The sequence below is a fragment of the Reyranella sp. genome (assembly GCF_004296935.1).
Classification (GTDB): Bacteria; Pseudomonadota; Alphaproteobacteria; order Reyranellales; family Reyranellaceae; genus Reyranella.
This window is the reverse complement of the sequence record NZ_SCVH01000042.1, coordinates 40,910-64,742: the sequence shown is the minus strand read 5'-3', so window position 1 is coordinate 64,742 and position 23,833 is coordinate 40,910. Positions and strand designations below refer to the sequence as shown.

At 67.2% G+C, this 23,833-nt stretch carries 26 protein-coding genes; 9 read left to right on the top strand and 17 right to left on the bottom strand.

Annotated features, from left to right (window positions below):
- Both EPO55_RS05560 and zapE read right to left on the bottom strand, forming a co-directional pair.
- The coding region (locus EPO55_RS05560) for a dienelactone hydrolase family protein (protein ID WP_296335507.1) at positions 1-331 on the bottom strand (331 nt) is incomplete at its 3' end.
- A 90-nt stretch (positions 332-421) separates the two neighbouring features.
- Positions 422-1,582: a cell division protein ZapE gene (gene zapE / locus EPO55_RS05555; protein WP_296335506.1), complete on the bottom strand. Its 1,161-nt coding sequence runs from the start codon at positions 1,580-1,582 to the stop codon at positions 422-424.
- A 48-nt stretch (positions 1,583-1,630) separates the two neighbouring features.
- Between zapE and fmt the strand changes: the two genes are divergently transcribed.
- The gene (gene fmt / locus EPO55_RS05550) at positions 1,631-2,605 is read left to right on the top strand and encodes a methionyl-tRNA formyltransferase (protein ID WP_296335505.1); all 975 of its coding nucleotides are present in this window, start codon (positions 1,631-1,633) and stop codon (positions 2,603-2,605) included.
- A 4-nt stretch (positions 2,606-2,609) separates the two neighbouring features.
- On the top strand, positions 2,610-3,398 hold the full coding sequence (truA, locus tag EPO55_RS05545) for a tRNA pseudouridine(38-40) synthase TruA (RefSeq protein WP_296335503.1): 789 nt from the start codon (positions 2,610-2,612) through the stop codon (positions 3,396-3,398).
- Here the strand turns inward: truA and EPO55_RS05540 are convergent.
- The 5 genes from EPO55_RS05540 to EPO55_RS05520 all read right to left on the bottom strand — a co-directional run bounded on the left by EPO55_RS05540 (position 3,348) and on the right by EPO55_RS05520 (position 10,724).
- Complete coding sequence (locus EPO55_RS05540; RefSeq protein ID WP_296335501.1) at positions 3,348-3,932, bottom strand: hypothetical protein; 585 nt, start codon at positions 3,930-3,932, stop codon at positions 3,348-3,350. The two genes, truA and EPO55_RS05540, sit on opposite strands and share 51 nt — an antisense overlap.
- Before the next feature lie 9 nt (positions 3,933-3,941).
- Positions 3,942-5,141, bottom strand: coding sequence for a succinyl-diaminopimelate desuccinylase (dapE, locus tag EPO55_RS05535; RefSeq protein ID WP_296335500.1), 1,200 nt, complete (start codon positions 5,139-5,141; stop codon positions 3,942-3,944).
- A 103-nt stretch (positions 5,142-5,244) separates the two neighbouring features.
- The gene (locus EPO55_RS05530) at positions 5,245-8,901 is read right to left on the bottom strand and encodes an AAA family ATPase (RefSeq protein ID WP_296335499.1); all 3,657 of its coding nucleotides are present in this window, start codon (positions 8,899-8,901) and stop codon (positions 5,245-5,247) included.
- 23 nt (positions 8,902-8,924) lie between these two features.
- Positions 8,925-9,584 carry a DsbA family protein gene (locus EPO55_RS05525; protein ID WP_296335498.1) on the bottom strand — a complete coding sequence of 220 codons (660 nt, stop codon included), beginning with the start codon at positions 9,582-9,584 and terminating at the stop codon, positions 8,925-8,927.
- 54 nt (positions 9,585-9,638) lie between these two features.
- A complete protein-coding gene (locus EPO55_RS05520) occupies positions 9,639-10,724 on the bottom strand; it encodes a DciA family protein (RefSeq protein ID WP_296335497.1) in 1,086 nt (361 codons plus the stop codon).
- A gap of 46 nt (positions 10,725-10,770) precedes the next feature.
- Between EPO55_RS05520 and mutY the strand changes: the two genes are divergently transcribed.
- Positions 10,771-11,826: an A/G-specific adenine glycosylase gene (gene mutY / locus EPO55_RS05515; protein ID WP_296335496.1), complete on the top strand. Its 1,056-nt coding sequence runs from the start codon at positions 10,771-10,773 to the stop codon at positions 11,824-11,826.
- Between the two features lie 307 nt (positions 11,827-12,133).
- On the opposite strand, the gene EPO55_RS05510 is transcribed toward mutY, so the two are convergent.
- A complete protein-coding gene (locus tag EPO55_RS05510) occupies positions 12,134-12,316 on the bottom strand; it encodes a hypothetical protein (RefSeq protein ID WP_296335495.1) in 183 nt (60 codons plus the stop codon).
- A gap of 92 nt (positions 12,317-12,408) precedes the next feature.
- Here EPO55_RS05510 and EPO55_RS05505 point away from each other — a divergent pair, with 92 nt between their 5' ends.
- A complete protein-coding gene (locus tag EPO55_RS05505) occupies positions 12,409-13,038 on the top strand; it encodes a TetR family transcriptional regulator (RefSeq protein WP_296335494.1) in 630 nt (209 codons plus the stop codon).
- Positions 13,035-14,219 (top strand): aromatic ring-hydroxylating dioxygenase subunit alpha, encoded by a 1,185-nt coding sequence (locus EPO55_RS05500; RefSeq protein ID WP_296335492.1) that lies wholly within the window; start codon positions 13,035-13,037, stop codon positions 14,217-14,219. The genes EPO55_RS05505 and EPO55_RS05500 overlap by 4 nt, the downstream gene beginning before the upstream one ends.
- Before the next feature lie 46 nt (positions 14,220-14,265).
- Here EPO55_RS05500 and EPO55_RS05495 read toward each other — a convergent pair whose 3' ends face one another.
- Entirely contained in the window at positions 14,266-14,646 is a 381-nt protein-coding gene (locus EPO55_RS05495) for a nuclear transport factor 2 family protein (RefSeq protein ID WP_296335491.1), read from the bottom strand.
- A gap of 162 nt (positions 14,647-14,808) precedes the next feature.
- Between EPO55_RS05495 and EPO55_RS05490 the strand changes: the two genes are divergently transcribed.
- Positions 14,809-15,090, top strand: coding sequence for a helix-turn-helix domain-containing protein (locus EPO55_RS05490; RefSeq protein ID WP_296335490.1), 282 nt, complete (start codon positions 14,809-14,811; stop codon positions 15,088-15,090).
- Here the strand turns inward: EPO55_RS05490 and EPO55_RS05485 are convergent.
- The 5 genes from EPO55_RS05485 to EPO55_RS05465 all read right to left on the bottom strand — a co-directional run bounded on the left by EPO55_RS05485 (position 15,087) and on the right by EPO55_RS05465 (position 19,266).
- Positions 15,087-16,193 (bottom strand): site-specific DNA-methyltransferase, encoded by a 1,107-nt coding sequence (locus EPO55_RS05485; protein ID WP_296335489.1) that lies wholly within the window; start codon positions 16,191-16,193, stop codon positions 15,087-15,089. The genes EPO55_RS05490 and EPO55_RS05485 overlap by 4 nt on opposite strands.
- A gap of 151 nt (positions 16,194-16,344) precedes the next feature.
- Entirely contained in the window at positions 16,345-17,487 is a 1,143-nt protein-coding gene (locus EPO55_RS05480) for an acyltransferase (protein ID WP_296335488.1), read from the bottom strand.
- Positions 17,488-17,622: 135 nt separating this feature from the next.
- A complete protein-coding gene (locus EPO55_RS05475; RefSeq protein ID WP_296335487.1) occupies positions 17,623-18,249 on the bottom strand; it encodes a glutathione S-transferase family protein in 627 nt (208 codons plus the stop codon).
- Between the two features lie 11 nt (positions 18,250-18,260).
- Entirely contained in the window at positions 18,261-18,653 is a 393-nt protein-coding gene (locus EPO55_RS05470) for a VOC family protein (RefSeq protein WP_296335486.1), read from the bottom strand.
- Between the two features lie 4 nt (positions 18,654-18,657).
- Positions 18,658-19,266, bottom strand: a complete 609-nt coding sequence (locus tag EPO55_RS05465) for a ribonuclease HII (protein WP_296335485.1) — start codon at positions 19,264-19,266, stop codon at positions 18,658-18,660.
- 85 nt (positions 19,267-19,351) lie between these two features.
- Between EPO55_RS05465 and EPO55_RS05460 the strand changes: the two genes are divergently transcribed.
- Positions 19,352-19,852 (top strand): nucleotidyltransferase family protein, encoded by a 501-nt coding sequence (locus tag EPO55_RS05460; protein WP_296335484.1) that lies wholly within the window; start codon positions 19,352-19,354, stop codon positions 19,850-19,852.
- An 88-nt stretch (positions 19,853-19,940) separates the two neighbouring features.
- Here EPO55_RS05460 and EPO55_RS05455 read toward each other — a convergent pair whose 3' ends face one another.
- Entirely contained in the window at positions 19,941-21,095 is a 1,155-nt protein-coding gene (locus EPO55_RS05455; RefSeq protein ID WP_296335482.1) for a PA0069 family radical SAM protein, read from the bottom strand.
- Positions 21,096-21,185: 90 nt separating this feature from the next.
- Here EPO55_RS05455 and EPO55_RS05450 point away from each other — a divergent pair, with 90 nt between their 5' ends.
- On the top strand, positions 21,186-21,653 hold the full coding sequence (locus EPO55_RS05450; protein WP_296335480.1) for a GNAT family N-acetyltransferase: 468 nt from the start codon (positions 21,186-21,188) through the stop codon (positions 21,651-21,653).
- Here EPO55_RS05450 and EPO55_RS05445 read toward each other — a convergent pair.
- Together EPO55_RS05445 and moaB are read right to left on the bottom strand one after the other, a co-directional pair.
- Positions 21,648-22,670 carry a phosphotransferase gene (locus tag EPO55_RS05445; RefSeq protein ID WP_296335479.1) on the bottom strand — a complete coding sequence of 341 codons (1,023 nt, stop codon included), beginning with the start codon at positions 22,668-22,670 and terminating at the stop codon, positions 21,648-21,650. The genes EPO55_RS05450 and EPO55_RS05445 overlap by 6 nt on opposite strands.
- Positions 22,671-22,676: 6 nt before the next feature.
- Positions 22,677-23,225: a molybdenum cofactor biosynthesis protein B gene (gene moaB / locus EPO55_RS05440; protein ID WP_296335478.1), complete on the bottom strand. Its 549-nt coding sequence runs from the start codon at positions 23,223-23,225 to the stop codon at positions 22,677-22,679.
- A 58-nt stretch (positions 23,226-23,283) separates the two neighbouring features.
- Here moaB and EPO55_RS05435 point away from each other — a divergent pair, with 58 nt between their 5' ends.
- A complete protein-coding gene (locus EPO55_RS05435; RefSeq protein WP_296335477.1) occupies positions 23,284-23,748 on the top strand; it encodes a cupin domain-containing protein in 465 nt (154 codons plus the stop codon).
- The last annotated feature ends 85 nt before the right edge of the window (positions 23,749-23,833 follow it).

Genomic DNA, 23,833 nt, shown 5'->3' with positions numbered 1-23,833 from the left:
CCGGCGCGATGGCGCAGTAGCCGGCCTTGGCGAAGCGACGGCACATGTCGGCGATGTGGGCGTGCACGCCGAAGATCTCCTGCACGACGAGGATCGTGCCGAAGCCGGCGCCCGACGCCGGCATGGCGCGATAGGCGTCCATTTCCTTGCCGTCCTTAGTCTTGACCTTGACCGCGCCGGCGGTGAGGCCATCGGTCGGGGTCGTGATCATGGTCTGTGCCGACACCGGCTGGACCGACAGCGCGAAGGTGCTGCCCAGTGCCGTCGCCGCCATCGCAGCGCGCCGCGACAGTCCGCGCTCGCTCAAGGAAATCATCCGATCGCCGTCCATGCTTCTACCTTCCAGGGAAAAACGCCGGAGCCTAGGCTGCAGACGCTATGAACCACAATCACATTCCGGAGAGCCTCGGGCCGGAGAGCCTCAGGCCATGTGATCGAGGGCCAGATATTCCGGACTCTGCATCTCCATCAGCCGCGACACCGTGCGCTGGAACTCGAAGGCGCCATCGCCATCGACGTAAAGTCCGCCTGGCGCCGTGGCGGCGGAGCAGATGAACTTCACTTTTTTCTCGTAGAACTCATCGATCATGGTGATGAACCGGACCGCCTTGTCCTGGCTGTCGGGCCCCATCCGGGGGATGTCGGCCATGATGACCGTGTGGAAATTCTCGGCGATGCAGAGGAAATCCGCTGCGCCCATGGGCTTCGCACACCAGTCGAGATAGTGGGCCATGGCGACGCCGGGGGCGGCGCGCGGAATCTCGACGTCACGGCCCTGCGTGCGCAGCACGCGCGGCTCGCCGTCGGCGCCGGCGGCAAGCGCGCGGAAGGCCTCGTCGAGCTTGGCGTTGGCCCAGGCGCCCAAGGGCGTCAGATAGGCGTCGAAGTTGCGCAGGCGGTTCATGCGGTAGTCCTGGTCGCCACCCAGCTCGAGGATTTCTAGGCGCTGCTTGACCAGGTCTATGAATGGCAGGAAGCGGTCGCGCTGCAGCCCGTCCTTGTAGAGATCGTCGGGCTGGCGGTTGGAGGTGGCGATCACCGTCATGCCTTCGTCGAACAGGGTTTCGAATAGGCGCGCCAGAATCATCGCATCGGCGATGTTGGTGACCTGGAATTCGTCGAAGCACAGCAGCCGTGTCTCAGTCGCGATCTCGCGCGCGATCGGCACGATGGTGTCGGCTTCCGGTGGAGCGCCCTCGGCGGCGAGCTTTTCGCGGCGGCGGTGCAGGCGCTCCTGGACCTCGAGCATGAATTCGTGGAAGTGCACGCGCCGCTTCCTGGCCACCGGCGCGTCGGCGAAGAACAGGTCCATCAGCATCGACTTGCCGCGGCCGACGGGCCCCCAGATGTAGAGGCCGTGCGGGCCTGACACCGGCTTGGGCGCGCGTCCCAGCCCCAGCCGCACCAGCAGGCCGGGCCGGTTCGGGTGAGCCGACATCGCGGCGAGTTGGTCGTGCACGGCCTGGAGTCGCAGAACGATGCACTCCTGCACGGGATCGGCGTGGATTTCGCCCGCGGCGCGTCGCAGGGCAAGGTTGGCGACGGGTCCCTTGCCAGACGTCGCGGGGATCGGAGTGTCCATTGCGGCATAACTAGCTCACTGCCGCGCGGCTGCCTATAAGGTGCGGCGATGAAGATTGCGTTTCTCGGCACCTCCGCCTTCGCCGTGCCGGCACTCAAGGCGCTGGCCGAAGCCGGCCACGACGTGGCCGTGGTCTATACGCGTGCACCCAAGCCGGCCGGCCGCGGCCAGCAGGAGCGTCGCACGCCGGTGCATGAGCTCGCCTTGTCGCTCGGCCTCGCCGTGCGCACACCCAGGAGCCTCCGGAACGACGAAGAAGCGCAAGCCTTCAAGGCGCTCGATCTCGATGCCGCGGTGGTCGTGTCCTACGGCCATATCCTGCCGAAGAGCTTCCTCGATGCCCCGGTGCTGGGCTGCATCAACATCCATGGCTCGCTGCTGCCACGCTGGCGCGGCGCGGCGCCCATCCATCGCGCCATCCTGGCCGATGACGCCGAGACCGGTGTCACCACCATGCGTATGGACGAAGGTCTCGATACCGGCCCCATGCTGCTGGCCGAACGCACGCCGATTTCCTCGGCCGATACCGCCGAGGCGGTGCACGACCGCCTGGCCGAGCTTGGCGCACGGCTGATCGTATCGACGCTGGACGGGCTTGTGCGCAACACGATCGAACCGGTGGCTCAACCCGACGACGGAGTCACCTACGCCCACAAGCTCGGCAAGGAAGAAGGCGCGCTCGACTGGCGCCGCCCGGCGGCCGAACTCGAGCGCAAGGTCCGCGCCTTCCATCCCTGGCCTGGCACCTGGTTCGAATTGCCCAAGGAGAATGGCGGCGAGCGCATCAAGGTACTGGCAGCAGGCCTCGCCCTGGCCGGCGGCGCCGCGGGCACGCTCGCCATCGGACGCGACGGCTTTCCCGTCGTCGCCTGTGGCATCGGTGGGCTGAAACTGCTGCAGCTCCAGCGCCCCGGCCGGTCGGCGCAGCCGGCCGATGCCTTCCTGCGCGGCTTCGCCCTGGCAGCCGGCACCGTTCTGCCGGCGCCGGCCATCGTGCCGCTGCCGCCGTCCAGACCCGGCTGACGCCGTGCCACGCTACAAGCTCATCGTCGAATACGATGGCGGCCCTTTCGTCGGCTGGCAGCGCCAGCCCAACGGTCCGACGGTCCAGGCCCTGCTGGAAGACGCGATATTCGCCATGAGTGGCGAGCGCGTGGCTGTGCAGGGCGCGGGCCGGACCGATTCCGGCGTCCACGCGCTGGGCCAGGTCGCCCATTTCGATCTCGCGAGCGAGATGGCCGCCGACAAGGTGCAGGCCGCGCTGAACTTCCATCTAAAACCCAACCCGATCGCGCTGCCCTCGGTCGAGATTGCACCGGCGAAGTTCCACGCGCGCTTTTCGGCGACGTGGCGGCGCTATCGCTACCGCATCCTCAACAGGCGAGCGCCGCCCACCCTCGACCGCGGCCATGTCTGGCATGTGCCGGCGCGGCTCGATGTGGATGCCATGATCGACGCGGCTTCGGTGCTGCAAGGCCATCACGACTTCAACAGCTTCCGCTCGACGGCTTGCCAGGCGCCATCGTCGGTCAAGACACTCGACCTGCTCCGCGTCGGACGCGACAGCTCGGAAATCTGCATCGACGTCGGCGCACGTTCGTTCCTGCACAACCAGGTACGCATCCTCGTCGGAACGCTCCGGCTTGTCGGTCGCGGCCAATGGTCCCGGCAGGACGTCGAGGAGGCGCTGGCCGCCTGCGACCGCACCCGTGGCGGCCCGACCGCGCCGCCGCAGGGCCTCTGCCTGATGGAAGTGCGCTACGACCTAGGCGCCGGCGACAGCCACGACGCCGAGGTAGCGAGCGACGAGGAATGAGATGAAGGCCAGCGGCACCCAGCTCACGATCAGCAGCATCGCCGAGAGCAGCCAGCCGCCGCCCAGCACCTGTCGCGTGGTCACGAGGAACCAGTAAAAGAAGAGCCCCTGCAGGATGATGCTGACCAGGTCGCCGATCGCGTTCGGCGCCAGGTGGGCGAGTGGCACGAAGACCGCCGCCAGGGCCATGCCCGGCAGGTTGATCCAGTTGAGCGCCCCGATGTAGCGGGCGTAGCGGTCGAGCCAGCCCTGGCGGCGGGCAATTTCGTGGAAGACCACCGGGAACAGCAGCCATTCGACGACATAGCTAAACGTCTCGACGACGAAGATCTCCATCTCGTCGGCCGTCACCGTGACGTCGGAGTAGCGGACAAGCAGGAGGATGATGTGGAGCGGCGCGACGAGCAGCATGAGGCGGAATGACCGCAGGCAGGCTTCAGTCGTGTTGTCGAAATAGCTCGGTGCCCTGGGGTCGCGCCACAGGAAGGCCAGCGCACCCTGCACGCCGCGGGCGATCTCGGCAGCGCTGAACATGGCCGGCCTTCAGGCCGTGAAGAAACGGTCGAGCACCGTCTCGTAGACGCGGGCGAGCGTCTTGAGGTCGGCGACCGCGCTCTTCTCGTCGACCTTGTGCATGCTCTCGCCGATCAGCCCGAATTCGATGACCGGGCAATAGGCACGGATGAAGCGCGCATCCGACGTGCCACCCGTCGTCGAGAGTTCCGCTTCGACGCCGGTCACATCGCGGATCGCACCGGCAACAAGGTCGCTCAACGGTCCCGGCGGCGTGTAGAAGGACTCGCCCGAGACCTCGACCTTGTATTCGACGATGCCGTTGCCGCCGATCCTGGCGCTGGCGCGATCGATGCGCTCCTGCAGATGCGCCAGCAGGGTCTTCGAGGTCCACAGATCGTTGAATCGCGTGTTGAAGCGCGCGTGCACGGTCCCGGGCGCAATATTGGTCGCCTTGTTGCCGACGTCGATGGTGGTGAACTGGAGCGAAGTCGGCTGGAAATGCTTGCTGCCGCGGTCGATCGGTTCGCGCACCAGCGCCTCGATCATCGCCGAGAGCCGATGCAGCGGGTTGTCGAGCCTCTCGGGATAGCCGACATGGCCCTGCACGCCGCGCACCGTGAGATCGACCGTCATACTGCCACGCCGGCCGATCTTGATCATGTCGCCGAAGCGCTTGGAGCTGGTCGGTTCGCCGACCACGCAAACATCGATCTTTTCGCCGCGGTCGGCCAGCCGCTTCAGCATCTTGGCCGTGCCGTTGACCGCCGGCCCTTCCTCGTCGCCGGTGATCAAGAGACTGATCGCGCCGCCGAAGTCGCGCCCGCGCTTTGCAACGAAATGCGACACCGCCTCGGTAAACGCCGCAATCGCACCCTTCATGTCGGCAGCGCCGCGGCCGAACAGATAGCCGCCCGAAAGCTCGGCCGCGAAGGGGCCGATGGTCCACGACGAGAGATCGCCCACCGGCACGACGTCGGAGTGGCCCGCGAAGCAGAAATGGCGGCCGTTCGCCTCCCTAGCCTGGCCGATGCGGGCATAGAGGTTGGCGACGTCGTCGGTCCCGGCCTGGGTGAAGTCCATGCGCTCGCAGCGGAAGCCGAGCGGCGACAGGGTACGTTCGAGCAGGTCGAGCGCGCCGGCCTCGCGCGGTGTCACGCTCTCGCAGCGCACCAGCGCACGCGTCAGTTCGATCACGTCAATGACGTTGGAAGACAAGGCATCGGGCATGCCCGAACACTACATCCCCGCCCTTCCAAAGAGAAGGGCGCCAGCTAGGCCAAGCCGGCGCCCAAGTCGATTTGAGAGGAAGAAGTCTTGTTGCTTATGGAACTCAGGCAACCATCCGGTCGGCTTCCTGCAGGTTGACCGAGACGAGCTGGGACACACCCTGCTCCGACATGGTCACGCCGTAGAGCCGGTCCATGCGCGCCATGGTGACGCGATGATGGGTGATGATCAGGAAACGCGTGTCGGTGCGGCCGGCGATTTCCTGCACCAGGGCACAGAAGCGTTCCACGTTGAGATCGTCCAGCGGTGCATCGACCTCGTCCAGCACGCAGATCGGCGCCGGGTTGGTCATGAACACCGCGAACAACAGCGACAGAGCGGTCAAAGCCTGTTCGCCACCGGACAGCAGCGACATCACCTGCAGCTTCTTGCCCGGCGGGCTCGCATGGATTTCGAGGCCGGCCTCGAGCGGATCTTCCGACTCGGTGAGGCGGAGTTCCGCCTTGCCGCCGCCGAACAGCTTGGTGAAGAGCTGCTGGAAGTGGCCGCTCACCTGCTCGAAGGCGACGAGGAAACGCTCGCGGCCTTCGCGGTTGAGGCTCTGGATGCCCTGGCGCAGCCGGCCGATGGCGGCGACCAGGTCGTCGCGCTCGGAAGTCATGCCAGTGATCTGCTGTTCCAGTTCGTTGGCTTCCTCCTCGGCCCGCAGATTGACCGCACCCATGGTCTCGCGCTCGTGGACCAGCCGTTCGAGGCGGTGTTCGGCCTTGTCGATCTCCGGCAGTTCCTCCAGCGACTGGACTTCGGCCAGCGCCAGCACGCCGTCGGGCTCGCAGCGCAACCGCTCGACGATGCGCTCGACCACGGCCTCGCGGTCCTTGGTCGCCTGTTCGACCTGGCCCTCGCGCCGCACCCGGCTTTCGCGTGCGCCCGCCAGTTCGCCTTCGGCCTGGCGCAAGGCCTTGTCGGCCTCGCCCAGCCTTGTCTCGCCCACGGCCAGCCGGTCGGCCGCCTGCTGGCGGTTGACCTCGGCCTTGGCGATTTCCTCGCCCAGCGCTTCGCGCTTGGTCTCGATCTCGGCGGGCCTCGCTTCGAGCTCGGCGATGGCGCCGGCGATCTGCTCGCGGCGGGCATCGAGTTCGAGGATCTGGCCATCGGCATCGGCCAGGCGCTTGCTCCAGCCGGCATGTTCCTGGGCGATCTGGCCGAGACGCTCGATCCTCATCGCTGTTTCGCGGGCGAGACGGTCGCAGGTGCCTTCGGCCTCGACCAGGGCGGCCCGCAGTTCGGCGATGCGCACGCGGAGCGCACCGGCGGCAACCCGGTCGGCCTGGGTGTCGGAAATCGCCGACAGCCGGGCCTCGCGGAAGGTGCGACGCATCTCGGCGTCGGCGATGTCGCCCGCGATCTCGAGCTGCGCCTGCTCAATGCCGGCGAGGCGCGTGCGGAGCTGGTCGGTGCGGCGCGCCACCTCGGTATGGCGATCGCGCGCTGTGGCCGCAGCCCGCTCGGCGGCGACGATAGCGGTCTGGGCGGCGCGTTCCGCCGTCCGGGTCGCTTCACCGGCATCCTCGGTCTTACGGCGCGCAGCCTCGGCCACGTTGCGTTCGTGCTGGCGCGCCTGCTCGACGCAGGTCCGCTCGGCTCCGCGGGCGGCGGCAAGCCAGCCCGCTTCGGCATCGACGCGGGCCTGTTCGGCCGCCTGTTCGATCGCGACGGCGTCGATCTGCTGGCGGATCTCGGCCAGGCGGTTGCGCTGGCTGAGGCGCACGGCGGCGCTCGACGGCGCACCGGCGCGCATCGTGTAGCCGTCCCAGCGCCACACCGCGCCCTCGCTTGTGACGAGCTGCTGACCGGGCTTCAGCGTCGATTGCAGCGCCTCGCCGGTGGCATCGTCGGCGACGAGGCCGATGAAGGCGATGCGGCGCGCCAGTTCCGGCAGCGCCTTCACATGGGCACCGAGCGGCGTGGCACCTTCCGGCAGAGCCGGCGCGTCGGCGAGCGGCTCGAGCGGCAGCCAGTGAACCGGCGCGCCGCGATCGGACGAGGCTTCGAGTTCGTCACCGAACGCGGCACCCAGGGCCTTTTCAAAGCCGGGATCGACAGTGAGCGCATCGAGCAGCGGCGGCCAGAGTGAGTCGGCTGCCGACTTCAACGCCGCGGCAACGCCTGCTTCCTCGGCACGCAGCTTGGTGAGGCGCGCATTGGTCTTCTGCGCGATCTCGGCGGCGGCGGCGTGGCTCGTCTCGGCGGCCTGGCGCTCGGCGGCACGGGCGCGCTCCATGTCGATGCGCTCGGCCTCGGCCTTGGCCACGGCCAGACGTGCGGCGTCCGATTCGTAGCGCGCGGCCTCGCGGGCATTCTCGATCGCCTCCTGGCCCTCGCGCCGTGCGGCCTCGAAGGCCGCCCGCGCGGCATCGAGCGCGGTTTCCACTTCGGCCAGTGCCGGCAAGTCCGCGAGCTCGGTCTCGACCTGGCGGCGCTGGGCCGCGACCTCCTCGCAGCGGACGGCCATCCGGCGCAGGCGCTCCTGCAGTTCGGCGATCTCGCGGCCAACGCTCTGGCGCAGCGCCTCGTCATCGGCGATCTGGCCGGTCAGGCGGTCGTGCTCGGCCTCGGCCGTGGCGGTATCGTTCTGCGCGACGTCGCGGGCCTGCAGGGCCGCGGCGGCGCGGTCTTCCTCGCCCACCTGTTCCTGCTCCAGGCGGCCGCGCTGGCCGTCGAGATCGGCGGTCGCTGCTTCGGCATCGCCCTTGCGGCCGCGCTCGCGCTCGAGGTCGGAGTCGGTCTGGCGCAGGCGGGTCTCCGCCTCCTCCTGGGCCTGGGCGACCCGTTCGGCTTCGGCGGTGAGCGCATCGTGCGCCACGCGCAGACGCTGCAGGGCCGCCGCCGCCGCGGCTTCATCGTTGCGCAGCGGCGGCAGCGAGGTCGCGGCCTCGGCCTGTGCCGTGGTGGCAAGGCCCACCAGACGCGTGAGGTCGGCGACCAGGGCTTCGGCTTCGCGCAGGCGCTCGCCTGAGCTCGCGAGATCGCTTTCGGCGGTGGCGAGCTTCAGCGCCAGCACCGCCGCTTCGGCGCGGCGGATATGGTCGGAGAGATTGCGGTAGCGGCTGGCCTGGCGCGCCTGGCGCTTCAGGCCCTTGTGCTGTTCCTCCAGCGCGACAAGGACGTCCTGCACGCGCGCCAGGTTCGTCTCGGCGGCGCGCAGACGGAGCTCGGCTTCATGGCGGCGGGCGTAGAGGCCGGTGATGCCGGCAGCCTCGTCGATGATGGTGCGGCGGTCGGCCGGCTTGGCGTTGATCAGCGAGCCGATGCGGCCCTGGCTCACCATCGCGGTCGAGCGCGAGCCCGTCGCCGCATCGGCAAACAACGTCTGCACGTCGCGGGCGCGAATCTCGCGACCGTTCACCGAATAGGCCGAACCATGGCCGCGCTCGATGCGGCGCACGACGTCGAGCTGGTCGGTGTCGTTCACCATGGCGGGCGCCGTGCGGGTCTTGTTGTCGAGCGACAGCATCACCTCGGCGATGTTGCGCGCCGGCCGCGTGCCGGCGCCGGCGAAGATCACGTCCTCCATCTCGCTGCCGCGCATCTGCTTGGCCGAGGTCTCGCCCATCACCCACTTCAGCGCCTCGACCAGGTTCGACTTGCCGCAGCCGTTGGGGCCGACGATGCCGGTCATGCCGGACTCGATGGCGAGCTCCGTCGGATCGACGAAGGACTTGAAGCCGGAGAGCCGGAGCTTGTCGAACTGGACCATCTACACCACGCCTGTCTGGTTACTTATTTGACGAGTTTGGCGAGCACGCCGTCGATATCCTCGACAGAGCGCGACCCGCGATAGAGTTGTCCGCCGATGAACAATGTCGGCGTCGCGCTGACGCCCAGCGTCTCGCCGCTGCGATAGTCGTTGAGCACGGCGCCCATCATGGCGTCGTTGGCGAGGCAGGCCTTGATCTCGGCCTCGCCGAGGCCCGCGATGCGCAGCGGCTTGGCGAGTTCGGCGATCGGATCGGCGCCGGTCGCCCACTGCGGCTGGCCGCGGAAGATGATGTCGAGCACGCCGAAGTATTTGTCCTTGCCCGCGCACTCGGCGATCTGGGCCGCCTTGACCGCCACCTGGTCGAGCGGGAAGTCGCGGTAGACGAGCTTCACCTTGCCAGTGTCGATCCACTTCTTCTTGAGATCGGGCAGGATCTGGGTGTGGAAGTGGGCGCAGTGCGAGCAGGTGAGCGAGGCATATTCTATGATGGTGACGGGCGCCTTGGGGTCGCCCAGCACATGGTCGGTCGGCAGGACGGCCATCAGGGCGGCCTTGTCCGGGGTTGCCGCGACGGTCGTCGGCGCCGGACCCGGGGAGGGCGCGCGCGTGCCGAAGTAGACGCCGGCCACGATCGCAGCCACCGCCACGGCGCCGCCGGCGACGATCAAGATATTCCGCATTCCGTCTTCCTCTCCACTACATCTTGGGAATTTCACCTGTGGGGAGTCAAACGATTACCGCCCCACTTGGCGTAAAATTGCAGTTATGGCCTCGGCCCCACCCGGATTGAGGTAGTTTTCCTCGTTGATGTACAGGGTCGGGGTCGACCTCACCCCCAGCGCCTGGCCGGTCTGGACATCGAACACGACTTTGTCCAAAGCGCGGTCGTTGCCGTAGCAAGCCTCGGCCGACGCCGGGGTCACGCCCTGCGGCGCCAATACCTTCACCATATCGACCAGGGGATCGCTTCCCGTCAGCCAGTCCATGTGGCCGCGATACAGCGCCTCGGTGAGGGCGAAGAACATGTCCGGGGGGGCGCATTCGGCGAGCTGGGCGGCCCGCGTGGCCACGATATCCGAGGGAAAGTGGCGGTGGATCAGCCTGAGCCGGCCGGCGTCGATCCATTCCCGCCGCAGCGTCGGCAAGGCGGCCATGTAGAAGGTGGCGCAGTACGGGCAGGTGAACGAGAAATAGCCGATCAAGGTGTTGGGCGCGTCCGCCTTGCCCAGCATGTGATCGCCGGGCAACGGGTCCAGCAGCTTGGCGCGGGACAGTTCCTGGGCACGGAGGTCGTCGGCCACGAACAGGGCCCCCAGCGCGGCCGCCAGAACACCGCGCCGGTTGAGCGCCACGCGGGCACCGAGCCGCGTCAGCGCCGCCCGCAGTTCGGGGTCTTTCACCGCCGCGGCCCGGGCGGCGACCTGGGTCACAGTCGCCGGATCGGGCTTGGCAATGGGCGGCGGCGCCGGGAGGCCGGGGATGGCGCCCTGGACCAAGCGGATGTCGTCGATCATCCGGTGTCCGAAATAGGCATTCACGCGCTCCACGACCTGGCCGGTCTGGTGTTGGACTTCCAGCGCGCCGGCGCCCGAGACGCGCAGCCTCAAGACCTTGCCGGCGCCCTGGACACCCACATGAGTGCCGCGCGCGCCGCGGCCGGCCAGGAGAGCGTCGGGGCGCGTGGTGCGCGCAAGGTCGGGGCCGACGATGGCCGACCATTCGGCGCGCAAGCGCGCGATCGAGGCGCCGCGGCCTTTCGCCATGCCGGACGCGAGCCGCTGGGCAAGACCGCCAATGGCGCGGAAACCGTTTTCCCGCATGGACCCTTTCAAACTCCGTTCCTTATGGTAGGCCACGACCTCTTACATGACCATGACCCACGCCCAGCGGTTGCTTGCCTGGTACGACCGACATCGTCGCACCCTGCCGTGGCGCGCGCCGGCCGGCCGGCGCACCGAGCCCTACCGCGTGTGGCTGTCGGAGATCATGCTGCAGCAGACCACCGTGGCCACGGTCGGCGACTATTACCGCCGTTTCGTCGAGCGCTGGCCCACCGTCGAGGCGCTGGCCGCCGCCCCGCTGGACGAGGTGCTCTCGGCCTGGGCCGGCCTCGGCTACTACGCCCGCGCCCGCAATCTTCATGCCTGCGCCCAGGACGTGGCGGACAAACACGGCGGCCGCTTCCCCGAGGATGAGGCGGGCTTGCGCGCGCTGCCCGGCATCGGGCCCTACACCGCCGCCGCCATCCGCTCGATCGCCTTCGACCACAAAGCCTCCGCGGTCGACGGCAATGTCGAGCGCGTGATCGCCCGCCTCTACGCAATTGAGACGCCGCTGCCCGACGCCAAGATCGAAATCCACCTCAGCGCCGCCGAGCTGGTGCCCGAGGCGCGCGCCGGCGACTACGCCCAGGCGATGATGGATCTCGGCGCCACGGTGTGCACGCCGCGCAGGCCGCTCTGCGTCATCTGCCCGCTCAGCCCGAGCTGTCGGGCGCTAAAGCTCGGCCTCGCCGAGACCCTGCCGCGACGCGCGCCCAAGGCGGAGAAGCCGACCCGCCGCGGCCTCGCCTTCGTGCTGGCGCGCAAGGACGGCGCCGTCCTGTTGCGCAAGCGGCCGACCAAGGGGCTTTTGGGTGGCATGGACGAGGTACCGTCGAGCCCGTGGCGCGAGGGCAGGTTCGTGGCGGCCGATGCCCTGGCCGACGCGCCCGTGCCGGCGCGCTGGACGCTCCTGGACGGGTTGGTGCGTCACACGTTTACACACTTCCATCTCGAGCTCCGCGTCGCCCGCGCCACCGCCACGACCGATCGCCTGGCCCGGCTGCTGCCCGGCAGCGCCTGGTGCGCCCTCGATCTCCTCGACGAGCGCGCGCTGCCCACCGTGATGCGCAAGGTGATCGAAAAGGCCAGCCTTTCGTAAGGTCTGAGTGGACCATTTCGCGGCACACCTCGTTGTGCCACGCGATGTCCGGATGCCTGTGCCACAAACCCCAGCCAAGCCCTTGATCCGGCGGCTCAATCGCCCCCTGACAAACTGTGCCACCGAGCCCGGCCCGACGCCGTCATCGGTGTTCACGACGGAACGCCGGATTGGACCATTTCGTGGACCACGAAAAACGCCCGGAAGCGGAGCCTCCGGGCGTCATTGAGGGGGCGTCAGATGCCGCCCATCGTAGGATAAATCCTAGCCGAAACCTGCGGATTCTGCAAATCGCAGAAAGCGCCGCCTAGATCAGATTGGGCTTCGGCAGGCTCGTAGGAAGGATCTCGATCACCGAGTAGCCGTCCCGCTCGAGCGAGACCGCCTGAAGCTGGGCTTCCTTGAGGGTCGAGTAGGCGATGCCGATGCGGCGGCCGCCCTTGGGCTTTTCCACCCAGACCATGTGTTTGCCGATTGCGGTTGTTGTCATGGCGGACCCTATACAGGCAAACGCCGGCATTAGCGAACAAAGCCCATGCGCCCGTATTGACAAGAAATGAATTTGAATTCATTTCTTTGCGTATGGCCTACCGGCGCACCGAACGGGTCCAGGAGCAGCTTCAGGACAAGCGCGACCGCATCCTGCAGGCGGTCCGCGCGGTTGTGGGCGAGGTTGGCTTCCGCGGCGCCCAGGTCGCGGTCGTGGCCGAAGCGGCCGGCGTGGCGACGGGAACGGTCTATCGGCATTTCCCGTCCAAAGGCGAATTGTTCGCCGAGGCGCTGGCCCTCAATGCGGGCCACGAAGTGAGCGTCATGCAGGCCGTGGCCGACAGCGAGGGAACGGCTACGGCACGGCTGGCCGACGCGATACGCGTGTTCGCGCTCCGCGCCGTGCGGGCACGGCGGCTGGCCTGGGCGATGATCGCCGAGCCGGCCGAGCCCGAAGTCGACGCCGCCCGCCTGAAATCCCGTCGCGCCTTCGCCGATGTGCTGCAAGGCCTGATCGAGGACGGCATCGCTGGCGCAGAGTTCCCGCCGCAGAACGCCCGCATCGCCGCCGCCGGCCTGATCGGCGCCCTGACCGAGGGACTGATCGGCCCACTGGCGCAGGATGCGGAAGCACCGCCCAACGCCTTGACCCTGTCGCGCGAGATCACCGCCTTCTGCCTGCAGGCCGTCTCCGCCCGGCCTTACGAGGAGTCCCGATCATGACCATGACCGACACCGCGGCTCCCCATTGGCAGAACCTGTTCCAACGCCTTCTCGGCGAGATCGACGGACGCACCAGCCCCGACTGGCAGGCCGATGAGGCGAGCCTCGCTCCTGCCCTCTACATCGACCCGGCGCGCTTCGGACGCGAGCGCGAGCGCCTGTTCCGCCGGATGCCGCTCTGCCTCGGTCCCGTCGATCAGCTGCGCGAGCCCGGCAGCGTCATGGCGCGCGAGATCTGCGGCGTGCCGGTGCTGATCACGCGCACACGCGAGGGCGACATAAAGGTGTTCCTGAATGTCTGCCGTCATCGCGGCGCTCGGCTGATCGTGGAAGAGGACGAACCTTGCAAGCGCCAGAGCCTGGTCTGTCCCTATCACGGCTGGACCTACCGGCTCGACGGATCCCTGGCCGGCCTGCCGCGCGCAGAGGCCTTCCCGACGATCGACAAGCACACGCTGGGCTTGCGCGAGCTGCCGTCAGCCGTGCGGCACGGCATGATCTGGGCGGTGCTCGATCCCGCCGCACCCGCGCCCGACATGGCGGCGTTCCTGGGCCCGCTCGACCGCGACCTCGAGGCGATCGATCTCGGCGGCCATCGCCTCTATCGCCAGCACGCCATCAAGCGCGCCGCCAACTGGAAGCTGATCGTCGAGGCATTCCTCGAGATCTATCATCTGACGCGCCTTCACTCCGGCACGATCGGACCCTTCTTCGCCGACGCGGTCTCGGTGAGCGACGCGGTCGGCCCCCACATCCGCTTCCTCGCGGCGCGCGACCGCACGGCCGATATCCGCGAGCTGCCGCCCGAGCGCTGGAGCCCGCAGCATCACGGCACGCTGGTGCACTTCGTGATGCCCAGCAGCATCTTCATCTACCATCCCGGCTACATCAGCCATCCCGGCTACATCAGCCATCTCGGCCTGTTCCCGAGCGCGCCTGATGAGACGCTGTTCGTGCATTCCATGCTGACGCCGGATGTGTCCGAGGACGACAAGGCGGCGGCGCACTGGGCACGCTCGTTCGAGCTGATCGACGGCAAGGTATTCAACTGCGAGGACTTGCCGACCTGCGAGCAGATCCAGCGCGGCATGGGCAGCGGCGCCAACGAGCGGCTGATCGTGGGCCGGCTGGAGCAGAACCTGCAGCGGTTCCACGCCAGCCTGGATGCGGCGCTAGGGTAGAGCCCCGCCCTCGCCCCCTCCGCCCCGTAAGACGGGGCGGAGGGGGTCAGGATTGTGCGCGCTGGTCGAAGTGGAAGACCTTCGAAATGATCTGCCAGCGACCCTCGACGAAGACGAAAGTCAGAAGATCGCTGAAGAATTTGGCGCCGATGGCGCATTCGACGCGGGCGAAGGCCGTCACGGGCCCGGCGAACTCGATGGCGACGATGCGGTCCGCCCGCACCTCGTTCCGGCTCGCGGGCGATGGCCGCTGGTCGACGATCGGGAAGTACTCATCCATGCCGAGATGGACGAGCGTGCCGTCCGTCGCAGAGACATAGTGCGCCTTGGGGTGAAACACCGAGCGCAACAGGGCCGTGTCGCTGTTGTACAGCCCATCGAAATACCGGCCGAGAACGGCGGCGACGGCGGCGAAGTTCGTATCCATCGGTGCAGGCTAATCGCAGTTGGTAACCTTTGTATATGTCATAACCATATGTTACTTCATTTTCAGATAACCTCCCGGTAACCAGCGAAAGCGGCGATGGCGCTCAAGGTACGGAAGAACAAATCGCCCGCACCCCCGCCCACTTGTCCGGTTGGCGAGTGCATGGCGCTTCTTGGCGGTGCGTGGACACCGAACGTCGTCTGGCATCTCAGCGGCGGCCCGCGCCGCTTCGGCGAACTCAGGATCGACATGCCGCCGATCTCGCCGAAGATGTTGAGCGCACGGCTGAAGAAACTAGAGGCGAAGGGCGTCGTCCGGCGCGCGGTCGTTCCGACATCGCCGCCGTCGGTCGAATACGCGCTGACGGAACTAGGGTGCGAGCTCGTACCCGCGATCAACGCGATCGTCCGGATCGGACACAGGCTGAAGAGCAGGCAGGCCTAAAGCCCCGCCCGCACCTGCTGGCGGAGATGATCGATCGGCAGGCGGGCGCCCGCGACCTCGACATGCCAGAAGGTCCAGCCGTTGCAGGCCGGCGCGCCCTGTACCGCCGCGCCCACCTGGTGGATCGAGCCGCGATGCTCGCCCAGCGCATTGGCGGCCGAGAGCGATCCGTCGGCGCGCACGCGGGCATGCAGGCGGCCGCTGTGGTCGCAGAGCACCGTGCCCGGCCGCAGGAGGCCGGCCTCGATCAGCACGCCGAAGGCGATGCGCGGTTCGCTCCGCTTGCTGGGCTTGGGCGTCACGTCCTCGCCCGACAGAGGCTCGATCTCGGCGATGCGTTTGCGCGCGATGGCGGCGTAATCCGGATCGCGCTCGAGGCCGATGAAGCGGCGGCCGAGGCGGCGCGCGACGGCGCCCGTCGTGCCGGTGCCGAAGAAGGGATCGAGGATCACGTCGCCCGGATTGCTAGCCGCCATGATACAGCGGAACAGCAGTGACTCGGGCTTCTGCGTCGGATGCGCCTTCTTGCCGTCCTCGCCCTTCAGGCGTTCGCCGCCGGTGCAGAGCGGCAGCAACCAGTCGGAACGCATCTGCAGGCCCTCGTTCAGCTCCTTCATCGAGTCGTAGTTGAAGGTGTACTTCTTGTTGGCACGATCGCGCGCCGCCCAGATCAGGGTCTCGTGCGCGTTGGTGAAACGCTTGCCGCGGAAGTTCGGCATCGGGTTCGACTTGCGCCAGACGATGTCGTTCAAGAGCCAGAAACCCTGGTCCTGCAGCGCCGTGCCGATGCGGAAGATGTTGTGGTAGCTGCCGATCACCCAGAGCGTGCCCCCGGGTTTCAGCGCGCGACGGGCGGCCGCGAGCCAGGCGCGGGTGAACTGGTCGTAGCGCGCGAAGTCGGCGAACTTGTCCCAGTCGTCGTCGACCGCGTCGACCTTGCTGTGGTCGGGCCGCAGCAGCTCGCCCCCAAGCTGGAGATTGTAGGGCGGGTCGGCGAAGACCATGTCGACGGAAGCTTCGGGCAGCGCCTGCATCAGTTCGATGCAGTCGCCCACCAGGACGCGGTCGAGATTTTCCACAGGCATCTGTGGAAGATGAGTCATCCACCGAGTCCCGGTCAAGAAATTACAATTGATTCAATTATTTACGAGATCGATCCACAAGATCGAGTCGCGCGATTCGATGGACCTACCAGACCTAGGCATGGACGCGCAGCGAAGCGTCGGGTTTTGGAACGACACCCTAGCGACGTTGCTAGACTTGTCCGATCGCGGGAACAGCGACCGCCGGAGCCGCGCCGCGCGCACCTAGCCGCAGCCACGTCCGCAACAGGCTGAAAGGCTTTTCCAGCAGGACGTAGGACAGCGCGCCGGCAAGCAAGGCTGCCAGCAGCCTCACCTCGGTCGAATGGCTCTGCAGCCAGGTTTCGGTGAAGGGCTGCTGCCAGATGTAGACGCTGTAGGAGATGGTGCCGAGGAGGACGAGCGGGGCCGTGTTCAGCACACGGAACGGCCAGAGCCGCGGCCACAGAACCGAAACGACGAGGAGAAGTGCGCAGCCCACGGAGCTGATCGTGTGTCCGGTGAGGTAGAGCGCGACACTGGGGATTTCAGCCAGGCGCGCCTCGGTGGGCAACACCGTCATCGCGGCACCAACCGCTGCCAGCACTGCGGCGACCCAGAGCGGCAACTTCAGAAGACCCGGCCGAAAATGGAAGACGAGGCAGGCGGCCAAGGCGCCGAGGCTGAGCGAGTCGAGGTAGTTGAACGGCGACACCTGGGAGAAGAGGCGCTCGAGCACGCTCTCGTCGACTGACACCGACAGGGCAACGACCCGCGCCGCAACCCTGAAGCCAATAGCCACGGCAACCAGCACAACGCTCCAGATCGCCACGCGGCGTAGTGACAGCCACGGCGCCAGCAGCACGAAGAAGACCGGCCACAGGAGATAGAACTGCAGTTCGACCGACAGCGACCACAGATGGAAACTCGACCACTCGTTGCCGGAGTCGCCGAGGAAGCTCTGGGTGAAGGTGAGTGCGGCCATCCAGTCGGCGGCGGAGAAATCCGCCGCGCCCCAAGCCTGCGTGACTGCCAATACCAACAGGAACGCGACATACACCGGTAACAGGCGAAGGCCACGGCGCAGGATATAGTTGCGGAAATCGATGCCCGAGGTCCTTGCGGCTTCCGACAGCAGCGTGCAGGTGATGAGAAAGGCGCTCAAGACAAAGAAGCAGCGCACGCCCAGCAGACCATAGGCATCACCGGGGCGAACGAAGTGGCTCCACAGAACGGCGGCGCAGAAGACGGCACGCCAGCCATCGAGACAAGGCAAGCGGTCGACAAGAGGCATTGCAAGAGGTGGCAACGCATCGCCACGACGCTTGCGATACATCAGAACGGCCTGCGGGTGATGCTCGGTGCCATGACTTGCGGAGAAGCAGTACCCCGGAAGCGCTTACGACGACATTACTAGATTCGATAGCGATTCTCACTGCAAGCGAATCGCAAGACCCCATGACTCTTGTGCTTAAGCGAGTTCCTGGGCGATCGCCTTCTGCACGCCGGGACGCTCGGCCATGCGGCGGCGGTGATCGATCACCTTCGGGCTGCGCGCAGGTTCGACGCCGTCGGCTTCGAGCCATTGCGCGAGGGTGAAGAGATAGGGATCGCAGATCGTGTAGTGCTCGCCCATCACCCACGGACCTTTCAGCATGTCGCGCTCGACCAACTCGAAGGCGGCGCCGACCGACTCGGGCACCTTACGCTGCATGGCGGCGATGGAAGCCTTGTCGTCGGCATCGACCCAGCGATGGCCGCGCATGCGGTGTGCGTGCGCCACGTGCAGGTGCGAGCAGAGATAGGCGTTGAACGCCTGGACCTGGGCGAAGGCGAAGGGATCGTCCATAAGCGCGAGCCGTGATTTCGGAAAACTCTGCGCGACATAGACCAGCATGGCCGGCGTTTCGGTCAGGATGCCCCTGTCGGTGACAAGCGCCGGCACGCGGGCCTTGGGATTGACCTTGAGGAATTCCGGCGACTTCTGCTGCTCCTTGGCGAAGTCGACGCGCACGGTCGAATAGTCGGCGCCGACCTCTTCGAGCACGATGTGGGTGGCGAGCGAACAGGTGTGAGCGGCGTAGTAGAGTTTCAGCACTGATGTCTCCGTCAGACTTCGGCGTAGACTTCTATGACGTTGCCCTCGGAGTCGCGGAAGAAGATCGCGCGGTGGCCCCAGGCCGGAATGTCGCGCGGCGGGCCCAGCATCTCGACGCCCTGGGCGATCAACTCCGCCTGGCATTCGTCGATCTCGGGTGGCGACACGCGAAAGGCGAGCTGCACCGACGCCGAGCCGGGCGCGCCCGGCCCGTCCTGAAAGACGCCCTCCAGGGTGCGTGGCCGCAGGCAGAGGAGGCCCGAGCCGACATGGAAGCTCACCCACCGGGGCGTCTCCCGTTCGAGGCGGAACTTCATCACCTCGAGATAGAATTTCCGCGCGCGGACCATGTCCTCGCAGAGGAGAACCACGTAGTCGATGTTCCGGATCGAGGCGATGCCCATGCGATCAGACTAACCTGCTGAGGGGCGCGAAGCTCATACGGTGGTGCGGGGTCGGCCCGAGAAGTTCGAGGGCTTTTAGATGCTGCGCGCTGCCGTAGCCGCGGTTGCTCTCCCAGCCGTAGCCGGGAAACGTTTCGGCAAGCTTCGTCATGTGTCGGTCGCGCGCCACCTTGGCGAAGATCGAGGCGGCGGCGATCGAGTAGGAGTGCGCGTCGCCGCCGACGATGGTCTCGGCACGACAGGCGAGGCCGGGCGGGACGCGGTTGCCGTCGACCAGCGCGACGACCGGCGGTTCGGCCAACGCCTGCACCGCGCGACGCATGGCAAGGAAGGTGGCCTGCAGGATGTTGATACGGTCGATCTCCTCGACGCTCGCTTCGGCGATGGCGAACTGCACCGCACCGGAGGCGATCATGGCCTCGTAAGCCTCCTCACGCCGCTCGTGCGTCAGCTTCTTGGAATCGTCGATCAGCTTCAGGAGCTTCCGCGTCGCGCGCGCGCGATCGATGACGGCGGCGGCGGCATAGACCGGGCCGGCCAGCGGTCCGCGCCCGGCCTCGTCGATGCCGGCCACACGTCCGTCGCAACGCAGTTCGAATCGGAAGCTCGGCATTATCCCCATCGAGGCCGGCTAGACTGCGGCCATGTCCCCAAAGTCGTCAGTCGTCGCAGACATCATCGCCCAGGACCCCGTGGCAATGAAACAGCTTCGTGCAGCGCGCGAACTGGCGCTGCCCGACTGGTGCGTCGCCGCCGGCTTCGTGCGCAACCGCGTGTGGGACCACCTGCACGGCATCGTGCCGCCGCGCGCGCCTGTGGATATCGACGTCATCTATTACGACGCGACGGATCTCTCGAGGGAACGCGAGCGGGACTACGAGGCGGCGCTCGACTGCCTGCTGCCCGGCCTGCCCTGGCAGGTCCGCAACCAGGCGCGCATGCATGTCTGGAAGAACCTGCCGCAGCACAAAGATACGGCGGACTCGATGATCTACTGGCTGGAGAGCGTGACCGGGATCGGCGTGCGGCTCGAAGCCGACGACCGGCTCACCGTGGTCGCCCCGCTCGGCACCGACGATCTCCTGAACCTGCGGTGCCGGCCGACGGAATTCGGCCGCACAAAGCTTCACGAATATGAGGAGCGCATCTCGACGAAGCGCTGGCGCGAGCTGTGGCCGAAGGTGCAGTTCCTCGATTGATCGAAGCAAGGTCTCTCCACTTCGCCTCGCTGCGCTCGACTCCGGTTCGGGCGGAGTAATCTCCGCCCTGAGACGACGGTGGGTATTCCTACAACAACCTCATCTGCCGCGCGTCGCGCCTGGCGTCGACCAGCGCGGTGCGCGCGGACTCAGGCACATGGAACGCCGACGTGTCGAGCCGGTAGCGCGTGCGGTTGAGGCCGAGCCTCCTGGTGGCGGCGGCAAAGCGCGCGCTCAGCAGCTGGGCGATCGGCCCCTCGCCCTTCATGCGCGTGCCGAACTCGGCCTGGTAGAGCTCGCCGCCGCGGATCTGCCGGATCAGCGACAGCACGCGCTCGGCGCGGTCGGGCCGGTGGGTGCGCAGCCATTCCTCGAACAGTTCCTTGATCTCGAGCGGCAGGCGCAGAACGATGTAACCGGCGCGCGTGGCGCCGGCATCCACCGCGGCCTCGAGGATCGATTCCATTTCATGGTCGTTCAGGCCCGGGATCATCGGCGAGGTCATGACGCCCACGGGAATGCCGGCGCTCGCCAGGGCGTGAATGGCGTCGAGCCGGCGCTGCGGCGTCGAGGCGCGCGGTTCCATCGCCCGCGCGAGATCCTTGTCGAGGGTCGTCACCGACAGGAACACTTCCACGAGATTGCGTTTGGCCATGTCGCCCAGGATGTCGATATCGCGCGTCACCATGTGGTTCTTGGTGACGATGCCCAGCGGATTGTTGAAATCGCTCAGCACGCGGAGGATCTGGCGCGTGACCTTCAGCTCGCGCTCGACCGGCTGGTAGGGATCGGTGTTGGTGCCCATGGCGATCACGTCGCAGCGGTACTTGGGCGAGGCCAGCTCGGCCGCGAGCAGCTTGGCCGCCTCGGGCTTGAACAGGATCTTGGTTTCGAAATCGAGGCCGGGCGAGAGGCCGAGATAGGCATGCGTCGGTCGGGCGAAGCAGTAGATGCAGCCGTGCTCGCAACCGCGATAGGGATTGATCGAGCGGTCGAAGGGAATGTCGGGCGAGGAATTGCGCGCGAGGATGGTGCGCGTGGCGTCGCGCGTCAGCGTCGTGCGCAGGGGCGGCAGTTCGTCGTCCTCGGCCGCCGCCGCGACTTCGGCTTCCCAGCCGTCGGTGGTGCGGATGCGCTTCTCGGCGTCGTAGCGGCTCGTCTCGTTCGACAGCGCGCCGCGGCCCTTGTGCACGGGCTCGGCGATCGGGTCGTCGGGATAGTCGGGCGGAGCGGTTGGCCTCATGCATCGACTATTGGAACAAAAAGAGAACGAGTCAAGCTGCCACCCCTAGTAGCCGTTGTGACAGGCCGCTGCCATCCCTAGAGAGAAACCATGACCACGATCGAGTTACGCACCGCTCGCCCCGAAGACAGGGACTTCCTGCAAGCCCTGTCGCCCCGCCTGTCCAGTGTCCCCGGTCCGGCATGGCACGACCTCGCGGCAATGGAAGGCTTCCAGGCGCGCTACATGGCGGCGACCTTTGCCGCGGCTGACGACAGCTCGCAGACGCTCATCGCCTGGTCGAGCGAAGGACGACGCCTCGGCTACGTCCATATGCGGCCGGCCAAGGACGGCGTGACCGAGGAGCCCTGCGGCTATGTCTCGCTGCTCGCCGTCGACAAGGACGCCGAAGGATCGGGCGTGGCGACACGGCTCATGGCCGCGGCCGAAGACTGGGCACGAGCACGCGGCTACCGGTTCCTGAGCCTCGACGTGTTCGCCGACAATCGGCGGGCGGTCGACTTCTACAAACGCGGCAGCTTCGAGGCCGAGACGCTCCGCATGGTGAAGCCGCTATAGCCATTCGGCGCGAATGGCCCGGATGGTTTCGCGATCGAAGCACTGATCGATCCGGGATTTGAGGTGGGCCCTCATGGCCGGCTCCAATCCTGCGTCGCTCCATTGGCCGGGATCGTCCGGATCGCGGGCCTGGCTGGTCTGGACCCGCCAGCGAGCCATGAACATGGTGGTCCGGAGCCAGGTGAGCCGCCGCATCGGCACCAGCCAGGGTTCGAGCGCCGCCGCCCGTGTCTTGCCGATCCTTGCGAGATAGTGGGCGTAGAAGCCCGCCACCTGCCCCGGCGTCAGGATCTTTCCGACCTCTGGATGCCAGAGCGTCGAGGTGGGCAGCGTGGCATGCGCGAGATCGATGGCGGGCGAGCCGACGTGGACCTTTTCCAGATCGACGAACCAGGCCGTGCCATCCGGTGTCATGATGAAGTTGCCCGGATGCGTGTCGGCCAGCGCGATGGTGAGCGGCTGCGGCCGCTTGGCGATGGCCAGCGCCATGCCGCGCATCAGGCGCAGCTCCTCGGCGATCTCGGCGCGCGCGCCCTGGTCGGGCACGGCCTTGTCGAGGAAACGGAGCGCGCCCTGCTCGATCACTTCCAGCGTTTCCAGGAAGGGATTCTTCTGCCGCGGGATCGGCGAGGTGGCCGGCGGCTTCTTCAGGGAATGAATCGCCGCCAGCGAGGCCGCGATCGCGCCGAGGTCGCGCGGCAGCGTCGGAACCTGGCCGTCGATGCGATCCACGATCAGCGCACCACCAGGCAGGCCCGGGCGCGGCTCCACGATGTCGTGCAGGGCCGGCGTGCACTTGCTGGGGGCGAGAAGACGGAAGGCCGCCGCCTGGGTTTCGAGCCGCGCCGCCGCCGCCGCGTCACCTTCATAGGCATAAGCCACGCGCGCGATCAGGCCGCCGGGCAGGCTGACATGGCCATGCGCCGTGCCGGTCGCCGGCAGCGGTTCGAGATCTTCGGCGGTCAGATTGGCGAAGCGCGGCAGGTTCTTCAGGGCCGCCAGGAGGGCATCAATCACTGCCCCTCACCCGCTCCTGGGCATCTTGCCTTCGTTCAGCCGCGGCATCAGCTCGGCGAAGTTGCAGGGCCTGAAGCGGATGTCGAGCTGCTGGCGCAGGATATCGTCCCAGCCGTCCTTGCAGGCGCCGGTCGAGCCGGGCAGCGCGAAGATGTAGGTGGCGTTGGCCACGCCCGCGGTGGCGCGGCTCTGCATGGTCGAGGTACCGATCTTCTGGAAGCTGATCCAGCGGAAGGTCTCGCCGAAGCCCTCGATCTTCTTCTCGAACAGCGCCTCCAGCGCCTCGGGCGTGACATCGCGGCCGGTGACGCCGGTGCCGCCTGTGGTGATCACGACCTCGACCCTGGGATCGTCGATCCATTTCTTCACCTGGGCGCGGATCAGCGCCACGTCGTCGGTGACGATGGCGCGGTCGGCCAGGGTGTGGCCGTCGCGCTGGAGGCGTTCGACCAGGGTGTCGCCGGATTTGTCGGTCTCCAGCGTGCGGGTGTCGGAAACCGTCAGCACGGCGATGTTGACCGGCTTGAAGGGTTTGCTCTCGTCGATGCGATTCATGGCTTCATTCTATAGCCAGCACCTTGCCGAGGCGAGGTCGGCGGCCTAAATCGAGGGCATGACTGATTGGAAACACGATGGCGTCCGCGTCATCCCCGCCGGCTCGCTCGACACCAATACCGCCCAGACGCCGGGCATGAATCGCGCTGCGGCCATCAATTTCGCCCGCGTCGGCGCCCAGAAGTTGTGGGCCGGCACGGTCACCATCCATGCCCACGCCAAAACCGGCGCCCATCATCACGGTCACCTCGAGAGCGTGATCTATGTCGTGAAAGGCAAGGCGCGCATGCGCTGGGGCGACCAGTTGCAGTTCACCGCCGAGGCCGGGCCGGGCGACTTCATCTATGTGCCGCCCTACGTGCCGCACCAGGAGATCAACGCCTCGGAGACCGAGCCGCTGGAATGCGTGCTGGTCCGCTCCGACAACGAGGCCGTGGCGATCAACATCGACATCACGCCGGCCGAGAAAGTCGAAGAAGTCTACTGGGTGGATCCCACGCATCCACACCCTCATAAGCACTAGCGCTGCGCGCTAGTGCTTATGAGGGTGGGCGGGCGGCAGCGCATTCCAGCGGCTTGGCTACAAGCCGCGAATGCGCGAGAGCCCG

Excerpts from the sequence above, each read along its gene's own strand:
- mutY (WP_296335496.1), top strand. The coding sequence starts at position 10,771 with ATGACCATGACCCACGCCCAGCGGTTGCTTGCCTGGTACGACCGACAT.
- EPO55_RS05450 (WP_296335480.1), top strand. The coding sequence starts at position 21,186 with ATGACCACGATCGAGTTACGCACCGCTCGCCCCGAAGACAGGGACTTC.
- EPO55_RS05520 (WP_296335497.1), bottom strand. The coding sequence starts at position 10,724 with ATGCGGGAAAACGGTTTCCGCGCCATTGGCGGTCTTGCCCAGCGGCTC.
- EPO55_RS05530 (WP_296335499.1), bottom strand. The coding sequence starts at position 8,901 with ATGGTCCAGTTCGACAAGCTCCGGCTCTCCGGCTTCAAGTCCTTCGTC.
- dapE (WP_296335500.1), bottom strand. The coding sequence starts at position 5,141 with ATGCCCGATGCCTTGTCTTCCAACGTCATTGACGTGATCGAACTGACG.
- EPO55_RS05500 (WP_296335492.1), top strand. The coding sequence starts at position 13,035 with ATGACCATGACCGACACCGCGGCTCCCCATTGGCAGAACCTGTTCCAA.
- EPO55_RS05490 (WP_296335490.1), top strand. The coding sequence starts at position 14,809 with ATGGCGCTTCTTGGCGGTGCGTGGACACCGAACGTCGTCTGGCATCTC.
- EPO55_RS05525 (WP_296335498.1), bottom strand. The coding sequence starts at position 9,584 with ATGCGGAATATCTTGATCGTCGCCGGCGGCGCCGTGGCGGTGGCTGCG.
- EPO55_RS05470 (WP_296335486.1), bottom strand. The coding sequence starts at position 18,653 with ATGGGCATCGCCTCGATCCGGAACATCGACTACGTGGTTCTCCTCTGC.
- fmt (WP_296335505.1), top strand. The coding sequence starts at position 1,631 with ATGAAGATTGCGTTTCTCGGCACCTCCGCCTTCGCCGTGCCGGCACTC.
- EPO55_RS05480 (WP_296335488.1), bottom strand. The coding sequence starts at position 17,487 with ATGTATCGCAAGCGTCGTGGCGATGCGTTGCCACCTCTTGCAATGCCT.
- moaB (WP_296335478.1), bottom strand. The coding sequence starts at position 23,225 with ATGAATCGCATCGACGAGAGCAAACCCTTCAAGCCGGTCAACATCGCC.
- EPO55_RS05435 (WP_296335477.1), top strand. The coding sequence starts at position 23,284 with ATGACTGATTGGAAACACGATGGCGTCCGCGTCATCCCCGCCGGCTCG.
- EPO55_RS05505 (WP_296335494.1), top strand. The coding sequence starts at position 12,409 with ATGGCCTACCGGCGCACCGAACGGGTCCAGGAGCAGCTTCAGGACAAG.
- EPO55_RS05460 (WP_296335484.1), top strand. The coding sequence starts at position 19,352 with ATGAAACAGCTTCGTGCAGCGCGCGAACTGGCGCTGCCCGACTGGTGC.
- EPO55_RS05540 (WP_296335501.1), bottom strand. The coding sequence starts at position 3,932 with ATGTTCAGCGCTGCCGAGATCGCCCGCGGCGTGCAGGGTGCGCTGGCC.
- zapE (WP_296335506.1), bottom strand. The coding sequence starts at position 1,582 with ATGGACACTCCGATCCCCGCGACGTCTGGCAAGGGACCCGTCGCCAAC.
- EPO55_RS05510 (WP_296335495.1), bottom strand. The coding sequence starts at position 12,316 with ATGACAACAACCGCAATCGGCAAACACATGGTCTGGGTGGAAAAGCCC.
- EPO55_RS05455 (WP_296335482.1), bottom strand. The coding sequence starts at position 21,095 with ATGAGGCCAACCGCTCCGCCCGACTATCCCGACGACCCGATCGCCGAG.
- EPO55_RS05465 (WP_296335485.1), bottom strand. The coding sequence starts at position 19,266 with ATGCCGAGCTTCCGATTCGAACTGCGTTGCGACGGACGTGTGGCCGGC.
- EPO55_RS05495 (WP_296335491.1), bottom strand. The coding sequence starts at position 14,646 with ATGGATACGAACTTCGCCGCCGTCGCCGCCGTTCTCGGCCGGTATTTC.
- EPO55_RS05485 (WP_296335489.1), bottom strand. The coding sequence starts at position 16,193 with ATGACTCATCTTCCACAGATGCCTGTGGAAAATCTCGACCGCGTCCTG.